Source organism: Granulicella arctica (genome assembly GCF_025685605.1).
Classification (GTDB): Bacteria; Acidobacteriota; Terriglobia; order Terriglobales; family Acidobacteriaceae; genus Edaphobacter; species Edaphobacter arcticus.
In genome coordinates this window covers 4072006-4092845 of record NZ_JAGTUT010000001.1, presented here as the reverse complement: position 1 = coordinate 4092845, position 20840 = coordinate 4072006, and the positions used below count along the sequence as shown (strand labels likewise).

Sequence of the window (20840 nt, the reverse complement as noted above, 5' to 3'; positions counted from 1 at the left end):
TTCTATGTGGCGACCGATTACAAGCGCATCAACACTCCTGTGCGAATGGTGATCCTCCGCCCGCCTGCCGCTGGCACATCCACGCTCGATGTAAGCGGCAGTGACGCGCTTCAGGCTATCTGGGCCAAGTCGAGAAGTAGTTCCTTTCTACCAAGTCCCAACACCTGCACTCCGCTCGTAGTTTGCGCCAGCTTTCCATTCACCACCCCAATAGAGTAGTCGAAGCCGCGAAAACGATAACGCAGCCGGTCAACAGAAATCTCCCGAAACGCACTGTGCTCGTCAACCCAATCAAAGATCAGGCCAAGTCGCAGGCCCGCGTTTCTACCCATCACACTGAAGCTCACAGTCCTCTCACGGAACAAAATCGCCAGTGTCCCTCCTCCACGAAGTGGCACGTTCGCCTGAAGTGTCGACCCAGCCTCCGTCACCGTCGGCAGCCCCTCCATCAACAGCGGCGTAACCGATTGATCCAAACCAACCAACACAAACCGACCCATAGCCCGCAGACCCGCGCGACCCGCGCGCACGTTGTCATCGCTCCAGTGATACCCGTCGAGCACAGCAAGCATGCGCTGCTCGATCCCATGCTGCCGTACAGGTTCCGTCAGGTAGGGCTCAGCAAAGTGATCATCGTAGACGTGCAAATCGCGCAGGTAAAATTCATCGCCACGAAAATGAAGATTCGCTCGATAGTACTTACTCTGATACCAGGCAGTTCGCTCAGCAGGGTGGTCTCTGCCGAAAGGATCCTTCAGCATCACCTGCGCCTGCGTCGGTGTCGAATGGAACAGACGCTTGAAGCGTCGCCCGCTCTCCCCCATCGTCTCGATGGTCACGCCTCCGCGGCTTCGAAATTGTGCAAGCTTCTCCATCTGCATGTCGAAAGCCTTCGCCATAACAGGCCAGCCAAAACTATTCTCCTGGCCCAGTTGCGCGTAGCCAACGGACTGCGTCGGACTCTCCGCAATCATCTCCAGAAAGCGATCTACAAAGATCTCCGACTGACCCGATGGCCACGCCGGCTCCATCGTATCCGGATAGCGCAGCAGGTCATCGTAGTAGTAGACCGGGTCTTGACCTAACATCCGAAACACCGGCGTGTTGATCTGCTTCTCCTTCGAGAGCGCCGGGCTCAACCCATTCGCGCGAGTCGGATAGTACGCCGCAATCGGCGCACCCCACGTCGTAAACCCGTCCGTAGCCGACTGGTCGCGGCAATTCCCAAACGCATCGACACCATACTGGTCAGAAAAGTGTGCCAGCGTGATCGCATCCAGATTCCACGAGGCAATCGACTTCGCATCACGGCCAAAGGTTCGCCTGAAGGTCGTCATAGCCGTATCTACCAGCTTGCGTCGCTCGTCTGGGGTATAGCCAATGGCATAGGCCACCGGCACATGGTAATCCCACTCCCACTGTGGATTCCCGCGCCACGCAATCCCTGCGTCATCGCAGATTTTGCGATTCATCTCGAACCAGATCCCGACCTCATGATCCACCGGCATCTCCTTCTTCAAGAACGCGACAAAGGGCCCCTCCACCATCGCGTCGTACTGCAGAAGCCACGTGGCGGGCAGACTGTGAGCCTTGATCGAAGCCATCTGCTCGCGTACCGGCAGGAACAGGTCCATGGGCTCACGCGGTTCCTCTGCACGAATGAAATTCACGATATTAATCGCGCGCATCGAAGCACCCGCCCCACGCGCTTGTCCAAAAAGAGAGCCGGGCACTCCAGCAACCACCATGGTCTTCAGCGCTGTCGCTACAAGATCTCTTCGTGTAACCGTCTTCCGAGCAATGCCATCGAACATCTTCACCATGGCTTCCATCTTCGCAGGTCCAGGCCTGAGGTCCACCGTAGTTCCCAATAGCGCACCATCATCCCTGAGTCCCTGGCTGTAGAATCGCAGACGCCCCTATATCTGCAAGTAGGCGCGGAGGATCGTTGCCAAACTACATTGACTCGCCGGACTATCTGAACCCAGGTCGCCCCAATCGTGGGCGCCGTCTGCTGGTCGTAGCCGTTATCCTCTTCGCCCTTTGGATCGTCATCCGCATCGCACTCGCCGGCTGGGTCGATCTTCTCTGGTTCGAGTCGCTGGGCTACGGCGCAGCCTTCTGGAAGACCTTCGTCATCGAGTCCTCCGTCTTCCTGTTCTCCTCGATCATCACCTTCCTCATTCTGTATGGCGCCTTCTTCATCATCCGCCGCTCTCACCAGGCAGATCTCCCCACCGCCCACGCGATCATCATCGGCGGCCAGAGCGTCAACCTCTCCGTTGCTCCTGCCCTGCGCATCATCTCGCTCGTCGTCTCCATCGCCATCGCCCTGCTCACCGGCCTGACGATGATGGCCCAATGGCCCACGCTCGCTCTCTTCTGGTACGCTCCACACGCAGCAGGCGCAGTCACCGACCCCGTCTTCTCCCGCCCGCTCAACTTCTTCCTCTTCACCCTTCCAGCGTGGAGACTCGTCAACACCTGGCTGCTCACCCTGGCCATCGCTACCTGCGCCGTTGCGCTGCTCTTCCTGCTCATCACCAGCGGCTCCCGATCCCTCGGTGCGAAACGCCTCAGCCTGGCACCCTCGCCATGGCGCGGCCTCTCCCTTACGGGTGCTTTCTTTCTCCTTGTACTCGCCATGATCGTCTTCGTGGAGCGCTTCGAACTCCTTCTCGATCACCACACCCTCTTCGACGGAGTCGACTACACCGGCGCCCACATCATGACCGGCGGCCTTCTCGTCGTCGCCATCGCCCTCATCCTTGGGGCAATCATCGCTGCCGTCAACGCCGCACGAAGCTCCCGCGCCTCATGGATCGTAGCCGCCCCTCTTCCCGCCGTCCTCTCCTATGCTGTCCTCACCATCGTCAGTTGGTACGTTGCCAGCTTCATCGTCAAGCCCAATCAGCTTGTCCGCGAAGAGCCGTACATCGCCCACAACATCCAGATGACCCGTCAGGCCTACGGTCTTGATAAATTCTCACAGAGTGAGTTCCCTGCTGAAGCCACCATCCAGGCCGCCGACGCAAGCCACAATCAGCCCACGCTCCGGAACATCCGCCTCTGGGATTGGCGCGCCTTGCAGGACACTCTCCGGCAGGTTCAGGAGATCCGCACCTACTACGACTTTCCCGACATCGACATCGACCGCTACATGCTGGATGGAAACCTTCGTCAGGTCATGCTTGCCGTCCGCGAACTCAACGTCACGAAGCTGCCCGTAAGCAGCCGTAACTGGATCAACGAAAAGCTGATCTACACCCACGGCTACGGCATCACCATGAATCCCGTCAACGGCTTCACGCCCGAAGGTCTACCCAATCTCCTCCTCAGCAACATGCCCGTGCAGAGCACAGTGCCCGGCCTCAAGGTAACGCGACCCGAACTCTACTTCGGCGAACTCACCGACACTGACGTCTATGTCAAGACCCGCCAGCAGGAGTTTGATTACCCCCAGGGGCAGGCAAACAATGTCACCTCCTATCAGGGCACCGGTGGCATCGCCATCGGCAGCTTCCTGCGCCGCATCATCCTTGCCTTCGACCGCGGCGATCTCGGCACCCTTCCCTTCTCCGACGACGTCACCCCCGATAGCCGCCTCCTCATGCACCGGAACATTCGCGACCGCGTCGCCCGCCTCGCGCCCTTTCTCACCTTCGATCAGGATCCCTACATGGTCGTTGGAGACGACGGCCGTCTCTCATGGATCATCGACGCCTTCACCACCTCCGACACCTATCCCTACTCCACCCACTACGCGCTCGGCGATACCTCCGTCAACTACATGCGCAACAGCGTCAAGGTCGTCGTCGACGCCTACAACGGCTCCACGACCTTCTACGTCTTTGACACGACCGATCCCGTCATAGCCGCCTACCGCCGTATCTACCCCACCCTCTTCACCGATGCCTCGCATCTGCCCGAAGACCTCCGCCGCCATGTCCGTTACCCCGAAGCCCTCTTCAAGCTCCAGTCAGAGGTCTACGGCCTCTACCATATGACCCGTCCAGAGGTCTTCTTCAATCGCGAGGATCTCTGGACCGTCGCCACGGAAACCACCAGCGACGCCAACGGCCAGCAGTCCGTCCAGCCCATGCAACCCAACTATGTCCTCATGAAGCTGCCCGGCGGCACAGCCGAGGAGTTCGTTCAGATCCTTCCGTTTACCCCGGCCAACCGCAACAATCTCATAGGCTGGATCGCGGGCCGCTCCGACGGCGCAGCCTACGGAACCACAGCCGTCTATAACTTTCCAAAGACGCGCCTCATCGACGGGCCGCAACAGGTAGAAGCACGCATCGACCAAAACGCCCAGCTCTCCGGCCAGCTTACCTTGTGGAACCAGCAGGGCTCCCATGTTCTACGCGGCAACCTGTTGGTCATCCCCACCGGTCGCGCACTGCTCTACGCCGAGCCCATCTATCTCCAGGCCCAGCAAAGTCCCATGCCCGAACTCCGGCTCGTTGTCCTTGCCCTTCAGGATAAGCTCGCCTACGGCACCACCTTTCAGGCCGCCCTCTCTTCTCTCTTCGGTGGCGATGTCTCGTCGCTAACGGCAACCGAGCCACAGCAAAAGCCGCAGGCCTCGGCAGGCACCTCCGCCACTACCCCGCAGCAGACAGACCAGCCCACGTCGAACTTCAACGCTCTCGTCGCCGAAGCAACCAGAAACTTTGACGACTACCAGCGCCTCACCGCCGCTGGCAAGCTGGCCGAAGCCGGTCAAAAGCTCGAGGCCCTCAAGTCCGACCTGGTCAAACTCAACGCCACATCACACTGATCACACGCGGCCACTCAGAGGTATTAGGAAGAGCCCACCAACACACCGGCCCACTGCGAAACAGCCTCGGCACTCACGCCTTCGCCATCCAGCACCGCAAGCTGCACCGCAAAGTTCCCCACCGTCGAACTCTCCGTCGAACCACGCAATACCTCGAGCCCTGTAGCCTCTGCCGTCAGCCGATTGAGAAACTCATTCCGGCTCCCGCCGCCCACCACAAACAGCCGCCTCAACGCCTTACCGCTATGCAGCGCCACTCGCCCCAGCACCTCCGCATAGCGAGCCGCAAGGCTGTGGAAGATCAGGCTCGCAAACGCCGGTGCATCCCCCTCATCAAGCGCCGTCAACCCAAGCCGAACCCGCTGCGCATTGATCCGCCCTGGCATGCCACCAGCCAGCAGCAACGCAGGCTCATCTACATCCAGCAGCCCCACAGGAGCAGGCATCCGTTCCGCCGCAGCCACTAAATCCTCAATCGACCAAACCTTGCCCGCACTCGCCCACTGCTCCATACACTGCCGAATCAGCCACATCCCATTGATGTTCTTGTGGAAGCAGATCTGCCCCCCGACAGCACCCAGATTCGTAAAATTATCCGCCTGCACCGCCGCACCATTCAGCGGCTCCTTCACCAGCGTACCCACCAGCGACCACGTCCCCGAGCTAAGGTAAGCCCAGTCATCACCCGTAGCCGGAATCCCCGCAATCGCCGAAGCCGTATCGTGGCACGCCGGGGCAATCAGCACCACATCCCGCAACGCAGCATGCTCCGCCAGCGGACCCCTTAGCTGTCCAACGATAGTTCCCGGCGGCACAATCCGCGGAGCATGCGCGACATCAAGCCCGGCCGCCGCCAGAATCTCCCCACACCACTCCTTCGTACGCAGATCCACCATCTGCGTATGCGTAGCATTCGTGTACTCCGCCACCCTCGCTCCGCCCCATCGAGCAAGAACATACTCCGGCAGATTCATCCACGCCCCAGCCGCGACACCGTCCGCATGAAGTTGATACAGGGTATTGATCCGCAGCAGCTGCACACCCGTAAGCTCCCGCAGCCGCTCCGTGCCAATGCCTTCATGCACTGCGACCTCCGCCGCCAGCGTGCGTTCATCGCGATAGCAAAACGGATCACCGACGGCCACACCATCCGCATCCACCCGCACATAATCGACCGCCCACCCATCCACCGCGATCGAGCGAACACCCTCCACAGCGATCGCCGCACACCGCCGCAGCCCCTCATCAAGCCCCGCCTCGATCATCGCAAGGTCCCACCGCAGCCCGCCCTCGCTCTCCCGTGGAGCGTTCGCAAACCGATGCACCACCGAGATCACCGGCGTACCATCCACCCATCGCAGCAGCGAAACCCGGCAGCTCTCCGCCCCCAGGTCCACCGCGATCAGAGCACGAGCGTCCGCAGGCATCATCGCAGATACGCCTCGGTCAGCCCTCCATCCACAGGGATCAAGTGGCCCGTCGTGCATCGAGCCAGCGGACCCGCGAGGAACATAATCGCCTGCGCACAATCCTTAGGATCGATCGGCTGATGCGTCAACGTCCGCGTCGCATAGAACTGCGCCAGCACATCCCGCAACTCATCATCCGTAAAGCCTTCCTCAAACGGCAGCTTGTACTTCTTCAGCGAAGCGATCACCCGATCCCGCGGGAACATCGTCGACCCCTTCACCACCGTAGCCGGGCTGATTCCATTCACCCGCACCTTCGGAGCCATCGACACCGCAAGCTCACGCACCAGGTGGCTCAGCGCCGCCTTACTTACGTCGTACGCCTCGCTCCCGCGCTTCGCCACCACCGCATTCGCCGAACTCGTCAGCACCACACTGGCATCCAGCCCCTGCGCCGTGAAGATCCCAGAAGCCTCATCCGTCAGCAGGTAGTTCGCCGTCACGTTGACCTCAAGCGTCAGCGCCCACTGCGCATCCGTGATCACCCCATCCGGAGACGAAGGAAACAGCGCCGCCGTATTGATCAAAATATCGATCCCACCGAACGCCTTTATCGTAGCTTCAAGCGCAGCCTTGATCGTCTTCCGGTCACGAATGTCGATGCTCGTCCAGCTCACCAGCTCCTTACCGAAGACCTTCGCCACCTCCGCCGCTACGGCCTCCGCGCCCTTCACGTCACGATCCGCGATCACCACATGCGCCCCACGCTCCGCAGCCATCAGCGCCACCTCGCGCCCAATGCCACTGCCCCCGCCGACGATCAGCGCCACCCTCCGGCTCAGCTCCTTCTCCGCAGGCTGCCGGCGAATCTTCGCCTCCTCCAGCTTCCAGTACTCAATCCGAAACGCCTCGCTCGCCGGCAGCGCCACATAGTTCGCATGCGTCTTGAACTCACCCGCCGCTGCAGCCGGTCCAGCCTGCGGAATATCCAGGCACGTCACCCCCGCACCAAGCGATCCCGCGCCCTGCATCACACCAATCGCATTGATGTAAAACTCACCAACGATGCGAGCCTCCGTCTTGTTCTTCCCAAAGCTGAACATCCCCACACCCGGCACCAGCACCACCGTCGGGCTAGCATCGCGCATCGCCGGAGAGTCCGTCACCGCATGGCTCTTGTAGTACTCCGCGTACTCAGCCCGATACGTCTCGAGCCCCATCTCAATCAACTCCGTCAACTCACCCGCATCACCCGCCGGATTCCAATCGATAAACATAGGCCGAATCTTCGTCCGAATAAAGTGGTCCGGACAGCTCGTCCCCAGGTGCGCCAACTCCTTCGCATGCCCCGAGTTCACAAACTCCATTACCTGCGGCACATCCGTAAAGCTCCCGATCCACCGCTGCTTCCGCGACACCACGCCACGCAGATGCGGCATCACCGCCAGCGCAATCGCCGCCCGGTCCTCCCTGCTTTGAACCGTCGCGCCGCCAAAATGCACATGGCCCGCAACCCCACCATGCCGCTCGATAAACTGCCCCAACTGATCGATGATCGTGATCGTATTCAGGTAGCTCTCGCGCTGCGTATCGCCCCACGTAAACAGCCCATGCCCACCCAGCACCACGCCATCGCACCCCGGCGTCTCCTCCACAATCTTGCGAAGCATCATGCCCAGCTCGAACCCCGGACGCTGCCACGGCAGCCACGCCAGCTTATGCCCAAACTCCGTATTAAACTCCTCCATCTTGATCTTCCCGTTCGCCGAGGCCGCCAGCGCGATCCCCCAGTCCGGGTGCAGATGGTCCACATGCGCAAACGGCAAAAACCCATGCAGCGGTGTATCGATCGACGCCGCCGTAGGATTATTCGCAAACGTCACCAGCGGATACATCTCCACCATCGCATCTTCCAGATCCACGCCCTGGTAAGCCTTCTCGAGCGACAGCAGCTTATCCATATACAGCGTCGCGAACCCCGCCCGCTTGATGCTCCCCAGGTCGCCGCCGCTCCCCTTTACCCACAACACCTTCCTCGTCTGCCCGTCCACAGGATCGACCTGGTCCAGTTTCGAGCTTGTATTCCCACCACCAAAGTTCGTGATCCGCAGATCCGAGCCCAGCAGGTTCGACCGATACCGCAACAACTCCGGCTCATCCAGCTTCGACGCCACCGCATCATCCCACCGGTCTTCCAGAAACTTCAGCTTTGACTCCGCCATCACAATCCTCTTTCCTGTCATCAAGCCCTACTATCATTCCACGCTCAACATCAATACAGCAACTATTTCCAATGGGAACTATTTGCCTCAGCAGTTGCTACCGCTCCGCCATCGCAAGCGTCTCCCGCGTCACCAGCCGATGCTCCACATAATTGTACGGAGGCACCGTCTGCCCATGCAGCAGCGCCATCCCCAAGCTGATCAACCGCGGCCCATACGTACTCGCCTCATGCGAGACCGATCCAATCAGCGCTGACCGCTCCTTGCGAATCTCCGTTACAGCCTCTTCCAGCGCGTCCTGCCCAACAATCGCCACATGCCGGACGCGCTTCTGTTCCTTCACCGCATCCAGCGCCCCGAGCGCACTCGTATCCGTCGCCGCCGCAATCAGGATGCGCTTGCTCTCGGGATGCCGCACCAGGAAATCCGCGACCAGCTTCCGGCTGCGCTCCCGCATCCCGCGCCCGTCCAGTCGCACGAAACACTCCGGCGGCAGGTTCGCAATCACGCCGCGCACCGCATCGAACGCTCCTGTGATGCGGCTCTGCACCAACTGCCCCGCCTCCGGCAGATCAAGCCCCAGGACCCAATCCACCTTACGATCCCACGTCCGCACCGCATGCGAGGCCAGCACGTCACCCGCCACAATCCCCACCCGATAGTTGTCCACGCCAAAGTACGTTGCATGCGGATGCGGAATATCAATCGCGATCAGCGGAATCTTCGCGCCCGCGATCTTGTCTCCAATCACAGGAGCGACCTCATGCTCCACCTGGAACTCGATCACCAGGTCCACGCGATTGCTCACAAACTCCTCGGCGTTCTTCACCGCAGTCGCCGCGTCATAGCAGTTATCGAGCACAAACAGATCGACGCCGCCCGTCACCGCCGCGCTCCGCAAGCTCTCCGTCACCGCCACAGAGAACGGCATATCCGCGCTCTGCCCGCCAAACCCGAACCGCAGCTTCTTCGGCCGCGTCACATACCGATACAGCCCATCCCCCGCCTGCGAAAGGTATCCCCGATGAACGTAGGTCTTCAGCACACGGTACACCGTGGTCTTCGAAATCTTTGTCCGCTGGTGGATCACCTCCAGCGTCATCGGCCCATTCTCAGCCTGCAGCAACTCCAAAATGTCCAGCGCCTTCGATAGCACCGGGATCAGGTAAAGCCGTTTCGTCGTCTTCCGCACAACACGCCCCTGGCTCAACTTCCTGCATCAATCTCCCACACCATCACAACATCTGTCATCCTGAGCGAAGTCGAAGGACCTGCGGTTGCCCTCGCCTGTTAGCTGCCATCCCAAAGAGAACCCGCGCCGTACCTGCCCTTCCGCCCTATCCATCTCAATCCGCACTCATCCAAGAAGATCCGCGGTACCCTCCGTCGTAGATCGGTGTTAAGCCTTCCCTCAGCCAGCCACAGAATCAAGCATAACTAGAAACACTCCCGGCGTTCTTAGCCCCACGCTCCCTCGCCACCTGCTCCACATACCCACTCTCATACAGCATCGCCAACGGATCCACGGGTAGCCCTCGCGCAGCCCGCCACTCCCGCACAATCGGTCGAACATCCATCCAGAAGGCTCCGCGAAAGCACTCCTCCGCCTCGACCAGCCGACAACTCTGCTGCAGCTCCGTCAACCGCGCCCGATCCACCAGCGCAGCCTTCGCATACAGCTCCTGTGCCGCGACGACCGTCTGCACCATCGCCTCCATCTTGCCCTTCAGGTTATGGCTCTGGTCGATCATGAAGGCCACACCGGCACGCTCTTCATCACTCGCGCTCAAAATCTCATGGAAGATCCGAAACACCTGGTACGGATCGATCGAGCCAAGCGTCAGGTCATCATCCGCATACTTCCGGTCGTTGAAGTGGAACCCGCCCAGCGATCCCGTATGCAGCAGCCACGCCACAATCTGCTCGATGTTTGTCCCGAGCGCATGGTGCCCCGTGTCTACAAGCACCTTCGCCTGCGGCCCGGCACGCCGCGCAAGCTCCAGCGCCATGCCCCAGTCCGCCACATCCGTGTGGTAAAAAGCAGGCTCGAACGGCTTGTACTCCACCAGCATCCGCTGCTCCGGACCAAGCGCCGCATGCGTCTTCCCCAGCACCTCGCTCATCCACTCGATGCGATGGCGAACGCTCTGCGTTCCCGGATAGTTCGACCCATCCGCAATCCACAGCGACACATCCTTCGATCCCAGCGCCCGCCCAACCGCGACCGAACACAGCAGGTGAGCCAGCGCCTTCTCCCTGATCTCCGCACTGGGATTCGCAATCGACCCGTACTTATACTCCTGCTCTTGGAAGAGGTTCGGATTGATCGAACCACTCGTCACACAATACTTCTTCTCCAACGCCTCGATCGCCGGAACATCTGCCAGGCCATTCGGCAGGTCCCACAACACATGCAGCGCCACCGTAGGACTCGCACCCGTCAGCGCATTCACCTCAGCCGCATCGGCAAACTTCTCCTCGATGTTCGTAGCCGCTCCAGCCTGCACAAACTTTCCAAACCGCGTCCCCGTATTGGCGAATCCCCACGAAGGAACCTCGATGCGAAACTCATCCAACGCCTTCCAAACCCGCTCCACATCCTGCGCTTCCGCCACGGTCCAGCCTCCAGATTCAACCTTGCAGAAATATACTCCCTATTGAAATACATCCGAAAGTGCATTGCACTCGCCCCTCTTTCTGTCATTCCCGAAAGAAACTTGCGTCTGCACTGCCTTTATCCGTGTTCCTCCGTGAAAACCGTGGTAGCCTCGTCGCAGATCGGTATCATCCGCATTGATCGGTGTTAAGCCTCCTCTCCCCCAGCCACAAGAACCACATCCAGAAACCGCGGACCATGCACGCCCTTGATCCGCGTCATCTCGATATCCGCCGTAGCCGAAGGTCCAGAAACAAACGTAGTCGCCAGCGCCGCCGTTCCCTCTAGCCGCGCCATCGCCTCTGGAACCGTCTCCACCACATCGGCCGCCCGCACCACGCACAGGTGATAGTCCGGCACCAGCGTTGCCGCTCGCCGACCCTGCCCCGCCGTGTTCTGCAGCACCACCGTACCCGTCTCCGCAATCGCCACCTTAGCCATCGTCAACACACCATCGAAGCCGTCAAGCTCCGCATTCGAAAACCCGGCATCGACCACAAACTCAAACCCCTGCGGCAGGATTGCGTCAGGCAGCCCAACAGGCACAACCATCCGCAGCACGCCCCGCGCCGTCAGCATCCCCGCAACGGTAGCCCGCACAGCTTCAGGTTGAACCAGCGAAACCTGCGCGTCATAGTCCAGCAGCCGATCCATCAGCAGCTCCAGCACCGCACCATGCTCCCGTGTAGCCGCCTGCGTAAACCTTCGCGGAATCGCCGCCCAGGCAGCACCCGCCGCAGCCTCACTCGAAGCTCCACCCTTCGCCGCCCGAATCTTCTTCAACACCACAGCCCGGCTATCCATTACGCTTCTCCCACCACTCCCGAAACGTCTCCTTCGGCATCGCCTGCAGATCCCGCACCTGCGTCCATCCGCCCAGCAGCCCCGGCAGCCAGCCAATCCATCCTTCGCCCAAACCATCCTTGCGCACCAGCGGCATCTCAGCCACTCGCCCCAGCCGCTGCGCCGCTCGAAACCGCCGCTCACTCCGGAAGATCATTCCCATCGCGCGCATCGCCAGCGCCTCAGGATTCATCGGCCCGTTCTGCTCCACCACCTTGTTCCGCAGATGGATCAGCACCTCCGGAATATTGATCTTCACCGGACAGACCTCATAGCAGGCCCCACACAAACTCGACGCATACGGCAGACTCTGCGCGTGCTCCATCTGCATCAACTGCGGCGTCAGGATCGCCCCGATCGGCCCCGCATACACGCTCCCATACGCATGCCCGCCCGTCTGCCGATACACCGGGCAGGCATTCTGGCACGCCCCACACCGAATGCAATTCAGCGTCGCGCGACCCTCCGTATCCCCAAGAATCTCAGACCGCCCATTATCCAGCAGCACCACGTGAAAGGCCTTTGGCCCGTCTCTCGCGTCCACACCCGTCCAGATCGAGTTGTACGGATTCATCCGCTCGCCCGTAGCACTCCGCGGCAGCAGTTGCAGCAGCACCTCGAGATCCTGAAAGCGCGGCACCACCTTGTCGATCCCGGCCACCGTAATCAGCGTCTCCGGCAGTGTCAGGCACATCCGCCCATTCCCCTCGCTCTCGACGACGCACACGCCGCCCGTCTCCGCGATCAGGAAGTTCGCTCCACTCACCCCTGTCTTCACCCGCAGAAACTTCTCCCGCAGAAACATTCGCGCCGCATCCGCAAGGTCCTGCGGCGTCTCGCCCAGGTCAGGCAGGTTCATCTCCCGCTGAAAGATCGCCCGAATCTGCTGCCGATTCTTATGCAACGCCGGCACCACGATATGCGATGGCTGATCCTGTCCCAACTGAATAATCAGCTCCGCCAGATCGGTCTCAAACGGATGAATCCCCGCAGCCTCAAGCGCCGCGTTCAACCCGATCTCCTCCGTCGTCATGGACTTGATCTTGATGACCTCGTCCGCACCCGCAGCCTTCGCCAGCCCGACAATAATCTGCCGAGCCTCCGCCGCATCCTGCGCCCAATGCACCACGCCGCCAGCCTTCGTGCAGTTGCGCTCGAACTCCTCGAGATACACATCAAGGTGTTCCATCGTGTGCTGTCGAATCTGCTTGCCCGTCTCGCGAAGCTCCTGCCAGTCCGGCATCTCGCCTACAACGCGCGCCCGCTTCGCCTGGATCACGTCCGTCGCATGACGCACGTTCTTCTGCAGCTGCGTATCCCCCATAGCCGCCCGCGCCGCCATCGGAAACGCAACCGCCGTCCTCGGATCTAAAGCCACTCCACTCATCCCAAGCTCCCGTCACCTCTATCGCCACTTCAGTCTACGGGCAAGGACCCGTACTCCGGCTTAGCGTCCCATCATCCGCGATGCACAGCGTATGTCCCGTACCCGGAACCTTCAGCTTCACCGGTCCCAGTACCTCCATGCTGTCGAAGATCATATGCATCCCAACCGCCTTCGAGGAGTTATCCGTAAAGTGCAGCGTGTGGGCAAACGGATCGAACTGCATCACGGCCTCGCCGCCATCGCTATCCGCCCGAATCCAGTTGTACGCATCATGGGATCCCTGGCTGCACGGCATCCACCCGTAGCAGTTCACCGAGATCACCGCGCCCGCGTCGAAGATTCCTGACCGCCCCCGAGGCACCGGCATCGCCAGCCCAAACCGATACGCTCCGAAGAGCGCAAACCCCGCCGGTGGCGTCATGCTTCCCTCACCGTGCAGGCCTGGGGTAAAGCCATTCGCCTTGTTCCCCCAGTACTTCGCTGCATCGGTATAGTTCGACACCATCAGGAGCGAATTCGCGTTCACGTTCGTAAAGGTCAGATCGAAGCCATTGCCGACGATGCCGCTCTTCCCCATCGGCGTCGCAGAAGCGACCGTGTTGCCGACATAATTCTGCCACCATCGTCCGAACTCCACCTGGTCGCCCGGCGCAAAATCCGGCGTCGTGCCGCCCGCCTCCATGTGGCCGTCCGTCGACGCGTTGATCCCCTTCGCCTCATAGTCCGCACTGTTGACAAACAAGGGATCACGATTCGACCGCGCCCACAGCATCGGGTACAGCACCGCAGGGTTCGGATAGCTCGCCTGCACCGTGGCCGTCAGTGTGGCACATCCGCTGCCGGGCGAGTCCGTCACAGGCTGGTAATTGACCTGCGAATTGCTGGCCTTGATCGGAACCATATGCGCCGTCGGCATCACCGCGCATCGCCCGCTGAAAGTAATCGCCGGTGGCGGTAGATAGTCCTGTCCCGTCGTCTCCGCGCTCGCTGCAAGGTAGTCGCCGTAGCTCGCGATCTTCCAACTGGCAAGCCGTCCAGCGCTGTCGAGAATCGGTGTAAACGCCGCCGCCTGCCGAGGCTTGTTCGCCATCAACGCCGCTGTCTTCAACTCCAGAGCAAATGCAGAATTCACCCACACCATCATCACGTTACCCGGCAGTGAAGCCACCACGGGATACGCTAACCGCAGCGTCGAATCATTCGTATTGCTCACCCCCGGCATCGTGTGCGGCAGCATGTCATCCACTGGAAAGCTCAGGCCATGGGCCACCGCGCCACCGGTCGTCATCAACTCGCCCTTGGCATGAGGCTTCTCAAAACACGCATGAATCGACTGCGCCCCAACCGACAGCACAGACGGCATCTCGAAGTTGTCGCCCGCCGACGAGATCGTAAACACCTGCCCCGCCTTGAAGATCGACGGATCGCCCACCGGCACATCCGCGCACACCGGGCCCTTGGCGAAGCGATCAATCCCCACACCACCGCCATCGCCCAGTTCCGCTCCGAGCACTGTCATCCGCGAAAGCCCCCACGGCACCGCCTTATCGAGGGTCACGCACATGTAGAACTGCGGATTCGGCGTCCCCACCGGGCAGTGCGCGATCAGCGTAGCGTTACCCGCCGCATACGCCTTCGCAGGAATAATCAACGGGCCATTCTCCATCGACGCATTCAGGTCGTGCGCCGCCGTGGCGAGCGGAAGCCCCTTTCCGTCGAGCATCGGCGTCAGGATCGCTTGCCCCATCGCATCCACCGTAATCGAACGGATGCTGATGCCCCAGTTATTGCCGCGGAACTGCGCAAACATACGAAACAGCTTCGTGCCCTCGTCCGTCGGACGACTCGAGCCCGTACCGGAGATCGTCGACTCGAGCCCGATACAATCCCCATGTCCATAGCAACTCGCATCGATGGATTCGGTCCCGCCACCCTGCACATCGGTGTTCGCGTTCAGTCCCACACCAAACGCGCTGGCATTGATGTTGTGTCCGACGATCTTGGTCGGCAGGCCAAGGTCGCTTCCCAGAAAGTTAGCGCCGCCGTGCTGGTAGAGCAAATACACATTGCCACCGTTCAGCATGTCGCTATACGTCTGGCGATGCGTCACGATATGTCCAAAGTTCCACGGAGCGAGCGCAGGAAACGAGTTCTTCTCTGGCGGTGTAGCCGGGTTTACATAGTCCTTGGCGACCATGTAGCTCCCCGGAACCGGCGCCGGTGCCGTGCCCTGACCCTGCGCCACACCGATCCACCCTGCGCCACACAAGGCAAGCAGGGAAACAAGTCGAAGCACCCGCACCCTAACCCTCCACCCCGGCCAGAATCTCCGCCAGATGTACTGTCCGCACCCCGGTCCTCTGCCGATGCAGCGCCCCTTCAATATGCATCAGGCAGGAGTTGTCGCACGCCGTACAAGCCTCCGCCTTCGTATTCAGGACAGCCGTAATCTTCTCCGCCAGCATCGCACTCGATACCTCCGCGTTCTTCACCGCGAAGGTCCCGCCAAACCCACAGCACTGCTCCAGCCCCGCCAGCGGCACCAGGTCGATCCCCCGCACCGCCTTCAGCAGCCGCAGCGGACCATCGCCCAATCCAAGATTCCGCAGCCCATGGCAGCTCGCGTGGTACGTCACCCGATGCGGATAGTAGGCCCCCACATCCTCAAGCCCCAGCCGCTTCGTCAGGAACTCCGAAAACTCAAACACCTTCGGCAGCAGCTCCGCCACGTCGGCCTCAAGTTGAGCATCGTCCAACTCCAAAGCCATCTTCGGATAGTGGTCCCGCATCATCGCCACACAGCTCGACGAAGGAACCACCACTGCCTCAGCGCCCTTGAACTGGGCCACAAACCGCGACAATAACGGCAGCGCCTCCGCCTGGTAGCCCGTATTCCAGTGCATCTGGCCACAGCACGTCTGGCCCGCCGGAAACTCTACCGTATGCCCCAACCGCTCCAGCACACGGACTACCGCCTGCCCCGTCGCCGGAAACAGCGTGTCGTTATAACAAGTAATAAACAGCGAGACGCGCAGATCAGCCTCCTGAAACCCTACCAATACCTTAGCCCAATCGAAGCAGGTCGCCACAGCAGCCAAACCCGCACTACACTCAGGAGAGCGTCACCACGCACCGGCAAGAGGGTCTACTTGGGAACCAATCCATTCATCGGCGTCATCTTTCACTGGATCGGTGGCTTTGCCTCCGCCACCAACTTCATCCCGTTTCGCGGCATCAAGCGCTGGTCGTGGGAGATCTACTGGCTCATCCAGGGCTTCGCAGCGTGGATCATCGCGCCGATCGTCCTCGCCTCCATCTTCGTTCCCCACCTCTTCACCATCCTCCACGCCGCCCCGCACAACGCCCTCGTCTACGCCTTCGTCTGGGGAATCCTCTGGGGCATGGGCGGCCTTACCTTCGGCCTCGCCATCCGCTACCTCGGCATCGCCCTCGGCTACGCCATCGCGCTCGGCCTCTGCACCGCCTTCGGAACCCTGCTCCCACCGCTGTTTCATGGGCAACTCGGCGCCATCGCCCACGAGACCTCCGGCCAGATCATCCTTGCCGGTGTAGCCGTCTGCATCCTCGCCGTCGCCGTCAACGGAGCCGCAGGCGTCTCGAAGGAACGCGAGATCACCACCGAAGAAAAACTCGAAGCCGGGGAGGCAGACTTCTCCTTCGCCAAGGGCCTCGCCGTCGCCATCTTCGCCGGCATCATGAGCTCCTGCTTCGCCTTCGGCCTAGACGCCGGAGCCCCCATCGCCCGCATCGCCAAGGCACAACTTGCCGCCAGCCATCGCCTCGACCTCTGGCAGAACCTGCCCGTCCTCGTCGTCGTTCTCTGGGGAGGCTTCCTCACCAACTTCGTCTGGTCTGCAATCCTCATCCTCAAGAACCGCTCCATCGGCCAGTTCACCGGAGCCTCCGGGACCAACCCCATGCGCTCCGCCGCCACCCGCGGTGACACCCTCATCGACTGGGACCCGCGCAACATCGCCGCCTTCGAGCGCCTCACCCCGCGCACCCTCACCCTCAACTACATCCTCGCCATCCTCGCCGGAGTCATCTGGTACTTCCAGTTCTTCTTCTACTCCATGGGCCAGACGAAGATGGGCAAGTACGACTTCTCCAGCTGGGCGCTCCACATGGCCAGCATCATCATCTTCGCCACCCTCTGGGGCCTCGTCCTCCGCGAGTGGAAGGGCACCAGCACTCGCACCAAACTCCTCGTAGCCACCGGCCTCTTCCTCCTCATCGCCTCCACCGTCATCATCGGCTACGGCAACTACGTCAAAGCCATGCAGTAGCGGCGGGTCATCCTGAGCGAAGCCGAAGGACCTGCGGTTGCACTTGAACTTTCCCCACGAGTTGTCATTCCAAATTAAACGCGGCTAGGCGAGCGACGAGAAGCCCGATCTAACCAGGCCTCCGCCGCCAGCCTAAGCCGCATCTCGCGCACAACGCTCAGCTTTCTTACTTCGCCTGCGCCAGCTCCGCAAGAACCCCGGCAACCTTATCGAGTATCTGGTTCCAGCCCTCGAATTGACCGCTGTTTTTCGCGCTTTCCATAGGTTCATTGCCGATGAAGGTGAGCTTCGTCTGGCCGTTTCCCAGATCCTCAAAAAGAGTCACATCGTGCGCGCCCTCGATGGCCTCATGCTCTATCCCATAGTGTTCGGGCTCAACCTTGTTTCCCTTCGAGTCCGAAAAGTACATGGAGGAAACGATCTTTTCGTGCAGAACAATCTCGTGATACTCACCGCCATTCCAGAACTCCTGCCCATCCGGCGATCGCATGCAACAGAGAAACTTTCCTCCTACGCGAAAATCCATCTCGCAATAAGGCGCCGTAAAACCCTTCGGCCCCCACCACTGCATCACGTACTTCGGGTCGGTCCACGCCTTCCAAACCAGTTCGCGTGGAGCATCAAAAACTCTCGTTATAACCATCTGCTCTATCTCGTTACCCGTGTTTTTTAGCATCACTTTCCTCCATTTTTTTCATTTGATTCACAACCACATCCAGCTTGTCGAAACTCTCTTCCCAGAATTGGCGATAGCTGATCGCCCAGTCGCTGACTGTCTTGATCGCCTCTGGCCTGAGCGTGCACACACTCTCGCGTCCACGTTTCGCCTTCATCACGATCCGAGCCCTCACCAGGCAGGCAATATGTTTCGAAATCATCTGCTGTGAGAGTACGAACGATTCCGTCAGTCCATGCACAGAGGCAGGCCCGCGTGAGAGTCGCTCGATCATCGCGCGACGAGTCGGATCAGACAAAGCCGCAAATGTTGTACCTAACCTATCCACAACCATATGGTAGTGAATTATCGGGCAATGTCAACCATGAATTTTGCTGTTCTTGATTGCTAGTCACGTTTCAGCAACTTAAACACGTAGTTGACGAAAACGCCGTTTTGCAGGAGCGAAGCAGTTGCCGCTACGCTCTGGCGTTGATCGTGAGGTGCGAGTACGTCTTCGTAGTGGGATCGTAGAAAGCCTGCCAGTAGCAAGTCGCCCCATCCGCCACGATCATTAGCCGCTTGCGCCAATAGGCCGGTGGTTTCTCATCGCAAAACGCATTGACGTACAAGATGTTTTTTCCGGCGCGATGTGCCGGGACATATTGCCTGAAGTACCGCTCTGGATGCTCGATATGGATCGCGTAACTCCAACCTTCAGCCTTCAGCAAAGCGATCTGCGTTATGCCCGCCTCAGCGTTAGCAAGGTCTGCCTTGGTCGGACTCCAAGCTGTTTGAACCGCAAAGATGCTGTTGGCGGCACTGCTTGGGAGTAAGGCATAGCGAGTTTCTTGCTGGGCCTGTGCACCAGCTACGGATACGAAGAGAATCAAGAGGTTTCGGATGCGCATATCGATTGGAACGAGCTTACACGGCTGACTTCCGCAAAGTCGGTGTTTTCGGCAAGTTCAATTTGTTGTCTCCGCAAACGCCGTTTTCAGCGAAATAGCGTTTACCTGTCACTGTTCCACACGATGTTCAAGCTGCAGCTGATAGCTTCTCTTTATGATGTCGCTCGGCTCAGTGATACGCGGTGTACTTCCTTTTGCATTGCTGCTATTCAACGCGGGCAGCACTCCAGTAGGCGCATTTCAAGCAGCACATACCGGCGGGTCTGAGCGCGAGCAAATCCTTGTGAAGGTAAGAAACGGCAAGACGGGCCTTCCGATCTGGCTTGCGTCGCCTTATGTTTATGTTGGGAAGGTGGATATTCAGCATAGGGCGGAAAATCAAAGGAAGACAGCCTTCTGGAATGATGCTCATGTTGATGTATCCGGAGCTAATCCGCGTCGTGTAACTGTCGTTGTTGACTTCGTTCATCGGGATTGCCGGTACGCTGCTAGCGACGGATCAATGGAAGCAGCTGCCGACTTCGACCTAGATGTAATCCTGTCAACGGGAGTGGTGGCGCCCAACCTATGCAGTTCGAAGAGACAAGCCCCAGAACCCGGGGTGCTTACAATCTACGTAATCCCGTCAACATTCGAGGAACTGTGGAACCGTTGACACTGGCCGGAGATCGTCGCTCCCGAAAAGTCGGTGTTATCGGAAAATTGGGTACCGGCCTTTGAAAAAGGCCATCCTATCTGCCGTACAATGAACCACTTACAGCCATTTCATCAAAAAACATCCACAAACAGGCTTGTCAAGCCCCGGCGAGGCTCGAAATACGAAATCGCCAGTAAAGACGCGGAGAATATAGCAAAAGAAAGTTGGCCGGTTAGTTAGGGTCAACTTGGTATTCTAATAATAGGGAGTAAAAAGCTTCGGCACTTCGCCGGAGCTTTCCTCGTTAAGCAGCACGCAAAGCAGCATACAACGCCACCTAAACCCAGCGGATGCAAGATTTTGACGTGTTTTCGAGCGTCACGATCGAGCATCCCGTCTTCATTTAAGGAGCCTCCCATGACGCCTCTCTGCCAGCACCTGATGCCTACCGGCAAGACCTGCCAGTCCCCTGCTCTCTCCGGCCAGCCGCTCTGCTTCCACCACGACCGCGAGGCGGCGCAGACGAACTTTGTCCTCAGCCTGCCGCCCTTCACCAGTCGCTCGTCGATCCTGCTGGCGCTGAGCCAGGTTGCCGTAGCCATGGGACTGAACCAGCTCGACACGAAGCGCGCCAACCTCCTGCTGCGCAGCATGAGCCTCGCCACGCGGCTCATCGCAGCCTGCGAGAAAGAGGCGAAGGAAGCCAAAGCCTCTGCCCTTCTGGTTGTCATTCCCGAAGGGAACCTGCCTTTGCCGGTTCCCGCCCTCCCCGCACCCGTAGAGGAGAGACCAGCGCCCAGCGCTGAAGTTTCGATCCTGACGCCTGCGCACCGAAGCCTCACACCGCAGTACCACCCGAACGACCGTCTCCCGCGCTCCACACGCGAGAGGATGGACGCGATCCGGAGGGCCAGCCGCTAAAGCCTGACGACATCCCTTACTTCAAAAGCTTCGCCACACTACAAGGGGAGAGCTGCGCCCGAATCCAGAGGGCATCTACGCAAATCGGGAGGGCATCCGAAGCGAA

General features: G+C 60.0%; 15 protein-coding genes. 3 read left to right on the top strand and 12 right to left on the bottom strand.

From position 1 onward, the window contains the following. Window positions 1–110: 110 nt before the first annotated feature. Window positions 111–1859, bottom strand: coding sequence for a hypothetical protein (locus tag OHL20_RS17365; RefSeq protein ID WP_263384439.1), 1749 nt, complete (start codon window positions 1857–1859; stop codon window positions 111–113). 89 nt (window positions 1860–1948) lie between these two features. Between OHL20_RS17365 and OHL20_RS17360 the strand changes: the two genes are divergently transcribed. After that, the gene (locus OHL20_RS17360; protein ID WP_263384438.1) at window positions 1949–4786 is read left to right on the top strand and encodes a UPF0182 family membrane protein; all 2838 of its coding nucleotides are present in this window, start codon (window positions 1949–1951) and stop codon (window positions 4784–4786) included. Window positions 4787–4809: 23 nt separating this feature from the next. On the opposite strand, the gene OHL20_RS17355 is transcribed toward OHL20_RS17360, so the two are convergent. The 8 genes from OHL20_RS17355 to OHL20_RS17320 all read right to left on the bottom strand — a co-directional run bounded on the left by OHL20_RS17355 (window position 4810) and on the right by OHL20_RS17320 (window position 16338). Beyond that, the gene (locus OHL20_RS17355) at window positions 4810–6216 is read right to left on the bottom strand and encodes a rhamnulokinase (protein WP_263384437.1); all 1407 of its coding nucleotides are present in this window, start codon (window positions 6214–6216) and stop codon (window positions 4810–4812) included. Beyond that, window positions 6213–8417 carry a bifunctional rhamnulose-1-phosphate aldolase/short-chain dehydrogenase gene (locus OHL20_RS17350; RefSeq protein ID WP_263384436.1) on the bottom strand — a complete coding sequence of 735 codons (2205 nt, stop codon included), beginning with the start codon at window positions 8415–8417 and terminating at the stop codon, window positions 6213–6215. The genes OHL20_RS17355 and OHL20_RS17350 overlap by 4 nt, the downstream gene beginning before the upstream one ends. A 97-nt stretch (window positions 8418–8514) precedes the next feature. Then, window positions 8515–9627, bottom strand: coding sequence for a substrate-binding domain-containing protein (locus tag OHL20_RS17345; protein ID WP_263384435.1), 1113 nt, complete (start codon window positions 9625–9627; stop codon window positions 8515–8517). Between the two features lie 217 nt (window positions 9628–9844). Next, complete coding sequence (locus OHL20_RS17340) at window positions 9845–11032, bottom strand: TIM barrel protein (RefSeq protein ID WP_263384434.1); 1188 nt, start codon at window positions 11030–11032, stop codon at window positions 9845–9847. 188 nt (window positions 11033–11220) lie between these two features. Continuing rightward, the gene (locus tag OHL20_RS17335; RefSeq protein ID WP_263384433.1) at window positions 11221–11877 is read right to left on the bottom strand and encodes a LutC/YkgG family protein; all 657 of its coding nucleotides are present in this window, start codon (window positions 11875–11877) and stop codon (window positions 11221–11223) included. Then, complete coding sequence (locus OHL20_RS17330; protein ID WP_263384432.1) at window positions 11870–13303, bottom strand: LutB/LldF family L-lactate oxidation iron-sulfur protein; 1434 nt, start codon at window positions 13301–13303, stop codon at window positions 11870–11872. Before OHL20_RS17330 ends, OHL20_RS17335 begins: the two co-directional genes overlap by 8 nt. 34 nt (window positions 13304–13337) lie before the next feature. Continuing rightward, window positions 13338–15599, bottom strand: a complete 2262-nt coding sequence (locus OHL20_RS17325) for a hypothetical protein (RefSeq protein ID WP_263384431.1) — start codon at window positions 15597–15599, stop codon at window positions 13338–13340. Window positions 15600–15606: 7 nt separating this feature from the next. Beyond that, window positions 15607–16338: a (Fe-S)-binding protein gene (locus tag OHL20_RS17320; protein WP_263385034.1), complete on the bottom strand. Its 732-nt coding sequence runs from the start codon at window positions 16336–16338 to the stop codon at window positions 15607–15609. 114 nt (window positions 16339–16452) lie between these two features. Between OHL20_RS17320 and OHL20_RS17315 the strand changes: the two genes are divergently transcribed. Further along, window positions 16453–17610: an L-rhamnose/proton symporter RhaT gene (locus tag OHL20_RS17315; protein WP_263384430.1), complete on the top strand. Its 1158-nt coding sequence runs from the start codon at window positions 16453–16455 to the stop codon at window positions 17608–17610. Window positions 17611–17776: 166 nt separating this feature from the next. Here OHL20_RS17315 and OHL20_RS17310 read toward each other — a convergent pair whose 3' ends face one another. From OHL20_RS17310 to OHL20_RS17300, 3 genes are all read right to left on the bottom strand, one after another. Continuing rightward, a complete protein-coding gene (locus OHL20_RS17310) occupies window positions 17777–18253 on the bottom strand; it encodes an SRPBCC family protein (RefSeq protein ID WP_263384429.1) in 477 nt (158 codons plus the stop codon). Between the two features lie 13 nt (window positions 18254–18266). Beyond that, a complete protein-coding gene (locus OHL20_RS17305) occupies window positions 18267–18620 on the bottom strand; it encodes an ArsR/SmtB family transcription factor (protein WP_263384428.1) in 354 nt (117 codons plus the stop codon). Between the two features lie 124 nt (window positions 18621–18744). Next, complete coding sequence (locus OHL20_RS17300) at window positions 18745–19158, bottom strand: hypothetical protein (RefSeq protein ID WP_263384427.1); 414 nt, start codon at window positions 19156–19158, stop codon at window positions 18745–18747. 1072 nt (window positions 19159–20230) lie between these two features. Between OHL20_RS17300 and OHL20_RS17295 the strand changes: the two genes are divergently transcribed. After that, the gene (locus tag OHL20_RS17295) at window positions 20231–20734 is read left to right on the top strand and encodes a hypothetical protein (protein ID WP_263384426.1); all 504 of its coding nucleotides are present in this window, start codon (window positions 20231–20233) and stop codon (window positions 20732–20734) included. The last annotated feature ends 106 nt before the right edge of the window (window positions 20735–20840 follow it).